Source organism: Bacillus sp. FDAARGOS_235 (assembly GCF_002073415.2).
Lineage (GTDB): Bacteria > Bacillota > Bacilli > Bacillales > Bacillaceae_G > Bacillus_A > Bacillus_A toyonensis.
In genome coordinates this window covers 1,499,302-1,511,038 of sequence record NZ_CP020437.2, presented here as the reverse complement: position 1 = coordinate 1,511,038, position 11,737 = coordinate 1,499,302, and the positions used below count along the sequence as shown (strand labels likewise).

Here is an 11,737-nt window from a genome sequence, read left to right as displayed (position 1 = left end):
AAGTAGAATGAAAATAGGGAACAAAAAATGCCCCTCATCAATATGAGGGGCATTTTTTGAAGTTAATAAAAGACTATTCGAATTTTAAAGCGTCGCCGTCAAATGATTCGTCAGCAACTTTAATTGAGTCAGTTGGACAACCTTCGAATGCATCCATCATATCTTCAATTAATACATCTGGAATTTCAACGATACCTTGGTTATCATCTAATGTTACAAATGCAATACCTTCATCATCATAGTCATAAATGTCTGGTGCAGCAGCGCCGCAAGCACCACATGCGATACAAGTATCTTTATCAACGATTGTATATTTTGCCATCTTTTTTCCCTCCTGATAATATGTATGTGAAAAGCTCGCCATAAAAATTATAACCTTATTGTAAAACGGTTTGTAAAACTTTTCAACATAAAATTATAATGATAATGCTTATCAATTAGAGTGTCAACTTATTTTTGAATTATGTCATAAGATTTTCAAAATACGTAAATGTTATTTCGTTTGGTACAATAGAGTATGTACAAGCATATGGTACCGATATGATAAGGTTAATGAGTAACAGTAGACGTTGTAATCATATTGAAAAAGAATTAAGTTAAATTGGAAAGGGGAAGCGGTAATGCAACTACAATATACTTTATTGTATTGTTTAAAACAATTGAATGGCGAAAGGACCGTTTCTTCTATTTATTATTTATTAAAAGGAAAGAGGTCATCGCAAACATTACAAGATGGGAATATGTTTCAAATTTCTTTTTTGTTTGGGATTTATAAATCTTTGAATAGAGCTGATTATGATCAAGAAGTTGCAAAGTTGGTACAAACGGATTTAGTTCAATCTATACATGAAAATACATACGTAGTAACGACTGCTGGTAACATGCAATTAAACAAATGGAAAGATGACTTTGCTTTTCCGACGTGTTTACATGGTTTACACTATGGTGAAATAGGTGAAACGTTTTGGAAGAGATTATCATTAATCGTTCAAACCATTTCGAATTTACAACAGGTGAATACGAAATTTATTCCAATTCAGCAAGATACAGAAATAATGATGTGGGTGAAACGTTTTCTCACTGGAATACCATATATGAGAAGTGAATTGGCTAAAAGGTTGTGGAAGGAGATGTATACTCTTTTACAAAAAAATAAACCATTAGAGGCGACAATCGTAACATATCGCTTAACGGGCTATAAACGCATCGGTTGTACGTTGCAACAATTAGCGGAAATTACGAAACAAGATGTATTTCGAGTGTATTTTTTATTTTGGGGTACAATTCATTTCATTATTCAAGAAGTTCGTAATAAAGAAAGTGAGTTTCCGTTATTAGCTGAAATTATATCTTATCCAAATGAGAAGGCTGATTTATTTAGCATATCTACGAAAAAAACATATAATCTTTGGAGACAAGGACGCTTTCTGGAAGAAATAGCAACAATTCGGAATTTGAAGGTTGCAACGATAGAAGATCATTTTGTAGAAATCGCTTTACGAGAAAAAGAATTTTCAATTGAGATGTTTATGGAGAAAGACAAAATAGATAAAGTAAAAGAAGTAATTGAGACATTACAAACACGTAAGTTACGTGTCTTGAAACAAGCGGTTGGGGAAGAGATATCTTATTTTGAAGTCCGTCTTGTATTGGCACGGATGGAGGGTATAAATGAAACTTGAGGAATATTTATATAAGTGGTTTGGATATTCTGAATTTCGTCAAGGACAAAAAGAAGTTATTACAGACTTATTAGAAGGAAAAGATGTTATAGCGATGCTTCCGACTGGAAGAGGGAAATCTATGTGCTATCAACTCCCAGGGCTAATGCAAGAAGGAACAGTGCTTGTTGTATCACCACTATTATCTTTAATGGAAGATCAAGTTACACAATTAAAGTATGTTGTGAAAAATCGAGTGATTGCATTTAATAGTTTTCGGACATTAAGTGAAAAAAGAGAAGCGATGAAAAAATTGGCTTTTTATAAATTTATTTTTGTGTCTCCAGAAATGTTGCAATCGGATTTATTAATAAGAGAATTGAAGAAAATTCATATTTCAATGTTTGTTGTGGATGAGGCCCATTGTATTTCGCAGTGGGGGTATGATTTTAGACCGGATTATAAAAAATTAAACGTAGTAATTGAGAACATTGGATCTCCTACGGTACTAGCATTAACAGCGACAGCGACAAAGGATGTACTGCAAGATATAGCAGAGAGTTTAAGTTTAAAGAATGTCTCGCAGCATGCATACTCTATTGATCGTCCAAATATTGCAATGGAAGTGCAATTTGTAGAGACGATAGAAGAGAAGAAAGAAGCACTTTTGGAACATGTGATGTATTTACAGGGGCCTGGGATTGTATATTGTTCAAGTAGAGCATGGACAGAACGTTTAACGGAATATTTAAGAGGAAAAGGCTGTACTGGTGTGGCTTTTTATCATGGTGGTATGGAACATGAAGAGCGTATGTTAATTCAGCAGCAATTTATGAATGATCAATTGCAAATTGTAATATGCACAAGTGCTTTTGGTATGGGAGTAAATAAGTCGAATACGAGATATATTATTCATTTCCATTATCCGACTAATATAGCTTCCTACTTGCAAGAAATCGGAAGAGCTGGAAGAGATGGCGAACCGAGTATAGCCTTTTTATTATGTAGTCCGTTGGATCACGATTTGCCAATTTCAATTATTGAAGATGAATTGCCAAGTAAGTCGCAAATACAATTTTTATTTTCTTTACTACAAGAAAGAATGTTTCAAACGAAAGAATTACCAATAGAAGATGTAGAAGAAATTTGTTATAATGCAGCAAGATTTAATGAACAATATTGGCGTTTCATCCGCTATCATCTCGAACGGCTTGGGATCATACAACGGCGAAAACTAATATTAGAGAGCTTGTCAGATGAAATCATGAACAGATTAATAGCTGAAGTAGAAATAAGATTGCGTAATAAATATAGTGAGCTAGAAAACATGAAGTCATGGATACAAGTTAAAGGATGTAGGCGTGAATATGTACTTCAACAGTTCGGTTATAGAAAAGAGACAGAGTTGAAAAATTGCTGCGATTATTGTGGTATTACAAAAACGGAGTATAAAAAAAGACGAGCGCAACAATCCGATTTCGACTATAATTGGGAAACAGAGTTACAAAAGCTTTTCGGCCTAGAAAAGATGGAGGAATGATGAACATTCAAAGGCATAATGTTGAAGATATGAGTCCGAAAGAAATAAGGCTGAATCTGTATATAACACAGCTAATTATTATTGGTATTGGTTGTTTGCTAGCATATATATTATTTCGAGATACAAAAGAAGTTTTTAGTCTTTGGAAGTGGGAACCTGTACGAATACTTATAGTAGGTAGTTTATTAGCGATTGGTATTGTGTTATTAGATTATGTTGCAATGCGAGTATTTCCAGAGTCTTGGTTTGATGATGGTGGTATTAACGATAAGATGTTTCAAGGAATGTCAGTTATGCATTTACTCGTTATTACGTTCGTTATTGGCTTTGCAGAAGAATTTTTATTTAGAGGTGTAATGCAGACTCATTTCGGAATTATAATAGCAAGTTTAGTATTTGCAGTCTTACATATTCGGTATATAACAAAGCCATTTTTGTTTTGTTTCGTCTGTTTTATTAGTTTTGTCTTTGGTTATGTATTTGAATGGACAGAGAATTTATTTATAACAATCTTTGCACACTTTCTTGTTGATTTTATAATGGGACTCCAACTAAGAAAATAAATGGAAGGTGGTGGTGAACAACATGAGGAAACGAATTCCTGATTTTGAAGAGGAATTAGAAGTTGAGCAAGTGGAAGAAGATGAAAGTTTACCGCCGCGAAGTGAACTTCATAGAAATAAAGAGAAAAAGCAAAAGTTTAAAATGAATCACATTTTTGTCCGAGTATTAACGTGTCTATTCATATTGCTACCAATTAGTATTTTATGGTATACGGATAAATATATTCAGGTGAAAAGTGATAGTAGTAATGCTGGTAAAAGTGCGTTTGAAGTAATTTTTTTTGATTCAGCCAAATCTGAAACTCAGAAACAATCTGAGAAGGTGGTAACGCATACTGTGAAAAAGGGAGAAACTTTAGAAAGTATAGCGAAGCAATATTTTTCAGATGAAAGTGGGATTGAAGTTATTAAAAAGTATAATAACTTAGAAGAAGATGAAGTGAGTGCAGGTCAAGAATTAAAAATTCCGATAAAAGATAAGTCCGTAAAACAAGAGAGCTAGTAAATTAAGCAATTCGTAGCTTGTTATAAAAACTGAGGATTATCTTTATGAGTAGGGGAGTAAAAATATGATATGGATTACAATATTAAGTACTCTCATATGTATAGGTATAATATTTCTTCTTGTAATGTATAAAGAAGCGATGCGTAATACGGTATTGGAACATACTTTAGAATTTAAAGAATTCCCGCAAAGTTTTCAACAGATGAATATGTTTTTTATTTCTGATATTCATAGAAGAGTCGTTTCAGATTCGTTAATTGAGCGAATAAAGGGAAAAGTAGATCTCGTTATTATTGGTGGTGATTTAGCGGAAAAGGGCGTACCTTTATCAAAAATCTCTGCAAATATTCAAAAGTTAAGAGCGATAGCTCCTGTATATTTTGTATGGGGAAATAATGACTATGAGATTGAATACCATGAATTAGATGCGTTGCTATTAGAAAATAATGTAAAAGTTTTAGATAATACAAGAGTTGTATTTGAATCTGAGTTAGGAGAGAAAATTTGCTTACTCGGTGTAGATGATGTTGGATTGGAACGTGATCGTTTAGACTTAGCATTGGCTGATTGTAAAGAAGAGGGATTTCGTATTTTAATTAGTCACAACCCTGATATAATAAAAAAAATGTCTGGAAAAGAACAAATTTCACTTGTGTTAAGTGGACATACACATGGAGGACAGATTCGATTATTCCCATCTGAAAAATATTTAAAAGGTGGCGTATATAATCATTCAAATACGACTCTCTTTGTTAGTAATGGATACGGAACAACATTGATTCCACTTCGTTTTCGAGCACCTGCTCAAACACATATTATTACGTTATGTGGAGGGAAATGATGCCAACTCTAAATGGAAAATATAATATAAAAGCTGTTTCGAATATTATTGGAGTTCAACCGAGTACGCTTCGTGCATGGGAAAGGCGATATCAGATTATTGCCCCAAAGCGGAATCAAGCTGGGCATCGATTATATACAGAAGAGCATATTCGAATTTTGAAATGGTTAATGGAGAAGGTTTCTTCCGGTATGATGATTGGACAAGCAGTGCAGTTATTAGAAGGGAATCGTTTGCAGAGTAATGCCCAAAAAGAAATACATTACGATAAAGAAGTTGTTTTAGTGGACGATTTACTACAAGCTTTGTTAGAATTTGATGAAATTACAACTTCTGCATTAATAAATGAGGCTTTTAGTATTTATTCAACAGAAAAAGTTATCACCGGTATTATTCTTCAAGTGACAAACAAATTGTTGACACTAAAAAATAACAATGAGATTGCAATGACGCAATTCCAATATGCCGTATCATTTTTACAAACTCGTCTAGGAATGGTGTATCATAATGCTTCAACGTTTTCTTCCATACACAAAGTAATTGTGTTAGAAAATAATACATTGAAAGGATTTATTTTCTCAATGTATTTACGTTTAAAAGGATATGAGGCGATACATATTAGGACAAGTTTAGAGGGAGATGGCATGTTATTAGCGGTTGAGCAAATACAGCCAAAACATTTATTTGTCTCTTTTGAAAATGGCCTAGAACTGAAAAGGGCGATGAATGTTGGGGATTTATTGCAAGAAAAAAATGAGAACCTTTCTGTTGGGGTTATAGGGGAAATAAGCGCTCGAGATCAGTTGAACATTCAAACAATCCTAATCGGCGATACGAAAGAAGAATGGGATGAATGGTTAAAAATGTTAGAATAGTTGTTCGGAAAGAACCATCTATTTTCTATTTCATATAATAAAAATTAGATTCAATGGTTACGTAGGGAGGGTATGAGATGAGGCTGGAACGATTAAATTATAATAAGATAAAAATTTTCCTAACATTTGATGATTTATCTGAACGAGGATTAACGAAAGAGGATTTATGGAGAAATGCACCGAAAGTACAGCAACTATTTCGTGATATGATGCAAGAAGCAAATAAAGAATTAGGATTTGAAGCAGATGGTCCGATTGCAGTTGAAGTATTTTCTCTACAAGCACAAGGCATGGTTGTAATAGTAACGAAGGAAAATCAAGAAGTGGATACAGATGATGAGTTCCGTGACGAGTTTATTGAAATGCAAGTGACTCTAGATGAGAGCGAGCACATACTTTATGAGTTTGCTACACTAGACGACGTAATTAACCTGTCGAATCGCTTATATAACCTTGGTGTAACTGGCGGAAAGTTATATACATGGGATGGGCGTTTCTATCTTTGGATGGAAGAAGAAGAGCAAATACAATTATTGAAGGCGGATTTTATAGCTATTTTAGCAGAATACGGTAATCCGTCTACGGCAACCATTTACCGTGTAATGGAGTATGGTAAAGAATTAATGGCTTCTCAAGCAATTGAACAAGTATACAATTACTTTGTGAAAAAGCAAAACCTCAGCTAATATAACATAGCTGGGGTTTTGCATTTTATTTGGATAAGAGGAGTAAGGCTAGGGTCAATTATAAATATTTAAACAAACGTTTTCTTAATTAAATATACCGTTTCGCGACGCTGTATTCGAGTGAGATAAAAAATATTTAAATATTTAAGTATTTTACTTTTCTAAAAGCAATAAAAGGACTATAATAATAGTGAAAACGCTTGCAATACGAAATAAGTTGTATATATTTGTTAGCGTTTTCTATTGCATTCCAAATTTAACGGTGTATACTAGGCAATGAAGGTTTACTAAACAAGTGAAATTACAGGGGGTTTACTTACTATGGTAGCCGAAAAGGGAACTCAAACAAAAACACAACAACAAAGGGAACAACATTTTGAACTATTGAATTCGACACAAATTGTTATTAGTGAAGCATTAGAAAAATTGGGTTATCCAAACGAAGTATATGAATTATTAAAAGAACCAATTCGTATGATGACAGTGAAAATACCAGTTCGTATGGATGACGGGACTGTTAAAATATTTACAGGATATCGTGCGCAACATAATGATGCTGTTGGTCCAACGAAAGGTGGAATTCGCTTCCATCCGAATGTAACAGAAAATGAAGTGAAAGCACTTTCGATCTGGATGAGTTTAAAATGTGGTATTGTTGATTTACCGTATGGTGGAGGTAAAGGTGGAATTATCTGTGACCCACGTGAAATGTCATTCCGTGAATTAGAAAGACTAAGCCGCGGTTATGTACGAGCAATTAGCCAAATCGTTGGTCCTACAAAAGATATTCCGGCTCCAGACGTATTTACAAACTCTCAAATTATGGCATGGATGATGGATGAGTATAGCCGTATTGATGAATTTAATTCACCAGGATTTATTACAGGTAAGCCACTTGTATTAGGTGGATCACACGGACGTGAAACAGCAACAGCGAAAGGTGTAACAATTTGTATTCGCGAAGCTGCAAAAAAACGCGACATTGATATTAAAGGTGCGCGTGTTGTTGTTCAAGGGTTCGGTAATGCGGGTAGCTTCTTAGCTAAATTTATGCATGATGCAGGTGCGAAAGTAATTGCAATTTCAGATGCTTACGGTGCATTACATGATCCAAATGGATTAGATATTGATTATTTATTAGACCGTCGTGATAGCTTCGGTACAGTAACAAAACTATTCAATAATACAATTTCAAACAAAGAATTGTTAGAACTTGATTGCGATATTTTAGTTCCAGCTGCAATTGAGAACCAAATTACAGAAGAAAATGCTAATAATATTAAAGCAAAAATTGTTGTTGAAGCTGCAAATGGTCCAACAACTTTAGAAGCAACTAAAATTTTAACAGATCGCGGAATTTTACTTGTTCCAGACGTATTAGCAAGTGCTGGTGGAGTTACAGTATCTTACTTTGAGTGGGTACAAAATAACCAAGGTTACTACTGGACAGAAGAAGAAGTAGAACAACGCTTAGAAAAAGTAATGGTAAGATCATTTGATTCTATTTATGAAACAGCACAAGTTCGTAAAGTGAACATGCGCTTAGCAGCTTATATGGTTGGTGTTCGTAAAATGGCTGAAGCAAGTCGCTTCAGAGGTTGGGTATAATATTATATCGTGAAAAAACGTGATTCCTTTCGAGGGAATCACGTTTTTTTGTTGGAGTATTAGTGTGAGGTGTTGTATATGGAAAATGAAATGATGGAACGAGTAGAACAATTAGAAGAAAAGGTTAAGAGCTTAGAGGGAGAACTCTCAAGAACGATGAAAGCCCGAAAAACAAGTGTCGTTCGGATGTTCGGAGAAGGCTTATTGTTTTTAATATTTGGTGTGGTTGTAGTAGGGCCGATAATCGCTTTTATATTCACGATTATTACTTGGCTTGTTGAAAAATAAAATAAAAAAATAAAAGAACGCTTGTTCTGTACGAACAAACGTGCTATACTCTCCTTAGATAAACAAAACGGAAATGATTTTAAGGAGAGATAAATGATGAAAATGACAGTAGACCAAAGATTTATGATGCCAGCAGATGTTGTAGAACGAGTGGAAGTATTACGAAACAAAAAAAGTAAGCGTGGCACATTATTACAATCAGTAAATAAATTTTTCGGCTTAGATACGAAAGAAGATTGTGTTTGGTTTTACGGTTTTTATGGAGTCGCTGTAAGTATTTTGTTATTTATGGTGTTCACATCAAATATTTTCGATTTTCTCTTCGTGTAAGAAATATGCGATAAGGACATTGCTACCGAATACATATATAAGGAAGTAAGGTAATTTTCTAAAGCGGGAGTTGGTAGTAATGGCGATGTTTCCTATAGAGCGTAACTATATTGGATATGGAAGTTCACGACCGGGAATTCCTCTTTCTAAAGTAAGGTTTATTGTAAGTCATGATACAGGAAATCCTGGTAGCAATGCAATAGGAAATCGGGATTACTTTAATGAAATACAACCGAAAGCTTCGGCGCATACATTTATAGATGACAAAACAATATTGGAAATTGTTCCTATAAATGAAGTTGCGTATCATGTTCGATATGGTGTGTCGACGGATAATGACTTATATGGTTATGATGCGAATAAGGCTGCCATTGGTGTGGAACTTTGTTATGGCGGTGATGTTAACTTTTGGGAAGCGTATACGCGTTTTACATGGTATCATGCTTATTTATGTCAAAACTTTGGCTTGAATCCGAAAAAAGATATCGTATCACATAAAACACTTGATCCAGCTAGAAAGATTGATCCTGAAAATGTATTAGGGAAACAAGGTATTAAATTTCAACAGTTTTTAGCAGATGTCTATCGGATGTACGTTTCGTTTAGATGACAAACGTATGAAAAATGAATACAATAAAGATAGGTGCCTACTGTTGTAAGTAGGTTTTTTCTTGTTTTTATAAATAGTGCAGAGGTAGAAGACTAGGAGTGAACCGAGTATGCAGAAAGAAACAGCTATCATAATTGGAGGCGGTCCGTGCGGATTAGCAGCAGCAATTTCGTTGCAAAAGGTAGGGATTAATCCGTTAGTAATTGAAAAAGGAAACATTGTAAATGCGATTTATAATTATCCAACTCATCAAACATTTTTCTCCTCTAGTGAAAAATTAGAAATTGGTGAAGTAGCTTTTATTACCGAAAACCGTAAGCCAGTTCGAAATCAAGCACTTGCGTATTATCGCGAAGTAGTAAAGCGTAAATCTGTACGCATAAATGCTTTCGAACGAGTAGAGAAAGTTCAAAAAGATGGAGAAGTTTTTAAGGTTGAGACGACGAAACGTGACGGACATAAAGAAATATATATAGCGAAATATATTGTTGTAGCCACTGGATATTATGACAATCCAAATTATATGAATGTTCCAGGTGAGGAACTGAAGAAAGTAGCTCACTATTTTAAAGAAGGACATCCTTATTTTGATCGAGATGTAGTAGTTATAGGTGGAAAAAACTCAAGTATAGACGCTGCGTTGGAACTTGTTAAAGCAGGAGCGCGTGTAACGGTACTGTATCGTGGAAGTGAGTACTCGCCGAGCATTAAGCCGTGGATTTTACCGGAATTTGAGGCGTTAGTACGAAACGGTACAATTCAAATGCATTTTGGGGCTCATGTGAAAGAAATTACTGAACATACATTAACGTATACCGTTGATGACGGGGCATTTACAATCCAAAATGATTTTGTATTTGCGATGACGGGTTACCATCCTGATCATAGTTTCTTAACGGAGATGGGCGTTCGAATTGATGAAGAAACTGGGCGTCCGATTTATACAGAGGATAGAATGGAAACAAACACTGAAAATATTTTCATTGCAGGTGTAATTGCCGCTGGGAATAATGCAAATGAAATATTTATCGAGAACGGTAGATTTCATGGAGATGCGATTGCGCAAACCATTGCGTCGAGAGAAAAATAAAAAGAAGCTGTCGAAAAATTCGACAGCTTTTTTTATTCGTGCATAAACATATTTTGGATTGTTTCATGTGATTTTGTATTCTCTAATGCGACTAGTAATTTAATACGTGCTTTTTGAGCGTTTAAGCCGTATGTGAATATAACGCCCATATCTTTTAATTGTTTGCCGCCACCTTCATATGAATATACGTCTTGAACGATACCATTGAAGCAACGTGAAACTAATACGACTGGAATTCCTTTGCTTATTAATCGTTCTAAACTAGGGAGTGTACGTGGAGGCAAATTACCTTGTCCAAGCGCTTCAATGACAATTCCGTCAACTGGAAGGTTTTCAATTGCTGCTAACAATGTATCATCCATACCAGCATATGCTTTTAGAACAACTACGCTTTTAGAGATGTTATTTACTGTATACGTTTCATGATGTACTAAAGCGTGATGGAAAACAACACCACGTTTTGTTACCATTCCAATTGGTCCATATTGTGGACTTTGGAATGTTGCAACATTACTTGTATGTGTTTTCGTTACATTTGTAGCGCAATGAATTTCGTCGTTTAATACGACTAGAACACCTTTTTCTGCAGCTTCATTACTGCTAGCTACTTTTACAGCTGATAAGAAGTTATATAGACCATCAGCACCTAATTCATTACTAGAACGCATTGCGCCTGTTACTACGATTGGAATAGTTGCTTTGACTGTTAAATCTAGGAAATATGCGGTTTCTTCTAATGTATCCGTACCATGCGTAATGACTACGCCATGAATGTTGTCTTGTTTTACTCTTTCATCAATGATGACTTGTAATTGTAACATCTCGCTTGGTGTCATATGAGGAGATGGTAGATGGAACACATCTTCAACGATTAAATCAACATCGCCTTCTAAATCAGGAATGAATTTTAAAAGAGGATTTTTTTCTCCTGGTTGTACGACCCCAGTTTCTTTATCTTCCTCCATTGCAATTGTTCCACCTGTGTGTAAAACTAGGATTCTTTTCAATGCTTATACCCCTTTCAAGTTGAAAAATACATTTAGAACATAACATGTTTTGAGTAAATTCGACAATGAAAATGTATAAAAGCATGCTTGGAATATGACAATAAATTTAATTGCGCTATGTACGTTGTATAAA

The 11,737-nt window shown here is 34.6% G+C and carries 14 protein-coding genes; 12 read left to right on the top strand and 2 right to left on the bottom strand.

Annotated features, from left to right (window positions below):
* Positions 1–73 precede the first annotated feature (73 nt).
* Positions 74–322, bottom strand: a complete 249-nt coding sequence (locus A6J74_RS09395) for a ferredoxin (RefSeq protein ID WP_001151993.1) — start codon at positions 320–322, stop codon at positions 74–76.
* A 298-nt stretch (positions 323–620) separates the two neighbouring features.
* Here A6J74_RS09395 and A6J74_RS09390 point away from each other — a divergent pair, with 298 nt between their 5' ends.
* The 12 genes from A6J74_RS09390 to A6J74_RS09335 all read left to right on the top strand — a co-directional run bounded on the left by A6J74_RS09390 (position 621) and on the right by A6J74_RS09335 (position 10,597).
* Positions 621–1,682, top strand: a complete 1,062-nt coding sequence (locus tag A6J74_RS09390) for a YpbB family protein (RefSeq protein WP_001176982.1) — start codon at positions 621–623, stop codon at positions 1,680–1,682.
* Positions 1,672–3,201 carry a RecQ family ATP-dependent DNA helicase gene (locus A6J74_RS09385; protein ID WP_000762984.1) on the top strand — a complete coding sequence of 510 codons (1,530 nt, stop codon included), beginning with the start codon at positions 1,672–1,674 and terminating at the stop codon, positions 3,199–3,201. The genes A6J74_RS09390 and A6J74_RS09385 overlap by 11 nt, the downstream gene beginning before the upstream one ends.
* Positions 3,201–3,764, top strand: coding sequence for a CPBP family intramembrane glutamic endopeptidase (locus tag A6J74_RS09380; protein ID WP_001025773.1), 564 nt, complete (start codon positions 3,201–3,203; stop codon positions 3,762–3,764). Before A6J74_RS09385 ends, A6J74_RS09380 begins: the two co-directional genes overlap by 1 nt.
* 22 nt (positions 3,765–3,786) lie before the next feature.
* Positions 3,787–4,266 (top strand): LysM peptidoglycan-binding domain-containing protein, encoded by a 480-nt coding sequence (locus A6J74_RS09375; RefSeq protein ID WP_001231536.1) that lies wholly within the window; start codon positions 3,787–3,789, stop codon positions 4,264–4,266.
* Positions 4,267–4,333: 67 nt separating this feature from the next.
* Entirely contained in the window at positions 4,334–5,110 is a 777-nt protein-coding gene (locus A6J74_RS09370) for a metallophosphoesterase (protein ID WP_000637912.1), read from the top strand.
* A complete protein-coding gene (locus A6J74_RS09365; protein WP_001142655.1) occupies positions 5,110–5,985 on the top strand; it encodes a MerR family transcriptional regulator in 876 nt (291 codons plus the stop codon). The genes A6J74_RS09370 and A6J74_RS09365 overlap by 1 nt, the downstream gene beginning before the upstream one ends.
* Positions 5,986–6,062: 77 nt before the next feature.
* Positions 6,063–6,671, top strand: a complete 609-nt coding sequence (locus tag A6J74_RS09360) for a genetic competence negative regulator (RefSeq protein ID WP_001235404.1) — start codon at positions 6,063–6,065, stop codon at positions 6,669–6,671.
* Positions 6,672–6,992: 321 nt separating this feature from the next.
* Positions 6,993–8,279, top strand: coding sequence for an NAD-specific glutamate dehydrogenase (gene gudB / locus A6J74_RS09355; protein ID WP_000225171.1), 1,287 nt, complete (start codon positions 6,993–6,995; stop codon positions 8,277–8,279).
* Positions 8,280–8,357: 78 nt separating this feature from the next.
* Positions 8,358–8,567 carry a hypothetical protein gene (locus tag A6J74_RS09350; protein ID WP_000426777.1) on the top strand — a complete coding sequence of 70 codons (210 nt, stop codon included), beginning with the start codon at positions 8,358–8,360 and terminating at the stop codon, positions 8,565–8,567.
* Positions 8,568–8,660: 93 nt separating this feature from the next.
* Positions 8,661–8,897, top strand: coding sequence for a DUF3961 domain-containing protein (locus A6J74_RS09345; protein WP_002038314.1), 237 nt, complete (start codon positions 8,661–8,663; stop codon positions 8,895–8,897).
* Between the two features lie 79 nt (positions 8,898–8,976).
* Positions 8,977–9,507, top strand: coding sequence for a peptidoglycan recognition protein family protein (locus A6J74_RS09340; protein ID WP_001240651.1), 531 nt, complete (start codon positions 8,977–8,979; stop codon positions 9,505–9,507).
* Positions 9,508–9,616: 109 nt separating this feature from the next.
* Positions 9,617–10,597 (top strand): YpdA family putative bacillithiol disulfide reductase, encoded by a 981-nt coding sequence (locus A6J74_RS09335; protein ID WP_001168501.1) that lies wholly within the window; start codon positions 9,617–9,619, stop codon positions 10,595–10,597.
* A 32-nt stretch (positions 10,598–10,629) separates the two neighbouring features.
* Here the strand turns inward: A6J74_RS09335 and ansA are convergent, their stop codons facing one another.
* Positions 10,630–11,604, bottom strand: a complete 975-nt coding sequence (gene ansA, locus A6J74_RS09330; protein ID WP_000822005.1) for an asparaginase — start codon at positions 11,602–11,604, stop codon at positions 10,630–10,632.
* Positions 11,605–11,737 lie beyond the last annotated feature (133 nt).

What these genes read in the sequence shown, in the direction of transcription:
- A6J74_RS09395 (WP_001151993.1), bottom strand. Translation starts at nt 322, where the DNA reads ATGGCAAAATATACAATCGTTGATAAAGATACTTGTATCGCATGTGGT.
- A6J74_RS09390 (WP_001176982.1), top strand. Translation starts at nt 621, where the DNA reads ATGCAACTACAATATACTTTATTGTATTGTTTAAAACAATTGAATGGC.
- A6J74_RS09385 (WP_000762984.1), top strand. Translation starts at nt 1,672, where the DNA reads ATGAAACTTGAGGAATATTTATATAAGTGGTTTGGATATTCTGAATTT.
- A6J74_RS09380 (WP_001025773.1), top strand. Translation starts at nt 3,201, where the DNA reads ATGAACATTCAAAGGCATAATGTTGAAGATATGAGTCCGAAAGAAATA.
- A6J74_RS09375 (WP_001231536.1), top strand. Translation starts at nt 3,787, where the DNA reads ATGAGGAAACGAATTCCTGATTTTGAAGAGGAATTAGAAGTTGAGCAA.
- A6J74_RS09370 (WP_000637912.1), top strand. Translation starts at nt 4,334, where the DNA reads ATGATATGGATTACAATATTAAGTACTCTCATATGTATAGGTATAATA.
- A6J74_RS09365 (WP_001142655.1), top strand. Translation starts at nt 5,110, where the DNA reads ATGCCAACTCTAAATGGAAAATATAATATAAAAGCTGTTTCGAATATT.
- A6J74_RS09360 (WP_001235404.1), top strand. Translation starts at nt 6,063, where the DNA reads ATGAGGCTGGAACGATTAAATTATAATAAGATAAAAATTTTCCTAACA.
- gudB (WP_000225171.1), top strand. Translation starts at nt 6,993, where the DNA reads ATGGTAGCCGAAAAGGGAACTCAAACAAAAACACAACAACAAAGGGAA.
- A6J74_RS09350 (WP_000426777.1), top strand. Translation starts at nt 8,358, where the DNA reads ATGGAAAATGAAATGATGGAACGAGTAGAACAATTAGAAGAAAAGGTT.
- A6J74_RS09345 (WP_002038314.1), top strand. Translation starts at nt 8,661, where the DNA reads ATGATGAAAATGACAGTAGACCAAAGATTTATGATGCCAGCAGATGTT.
- A6J74_RS09340 (WP_001240651.1), top strand. Translation starts at nt 8,977, where the DNA reads ATGGCGATGTTTCCTATAGAGCGTAACTATATTGGATATGGAAGTTCA.
- A6J74_RS09335 (WP_001168501.1), top strand. Translation starts at nt 9,617, where the DNA reads ATGCAGAAAGAAACAGCTATCATAATTGGAGGCGGTCCGTGCGGATTA.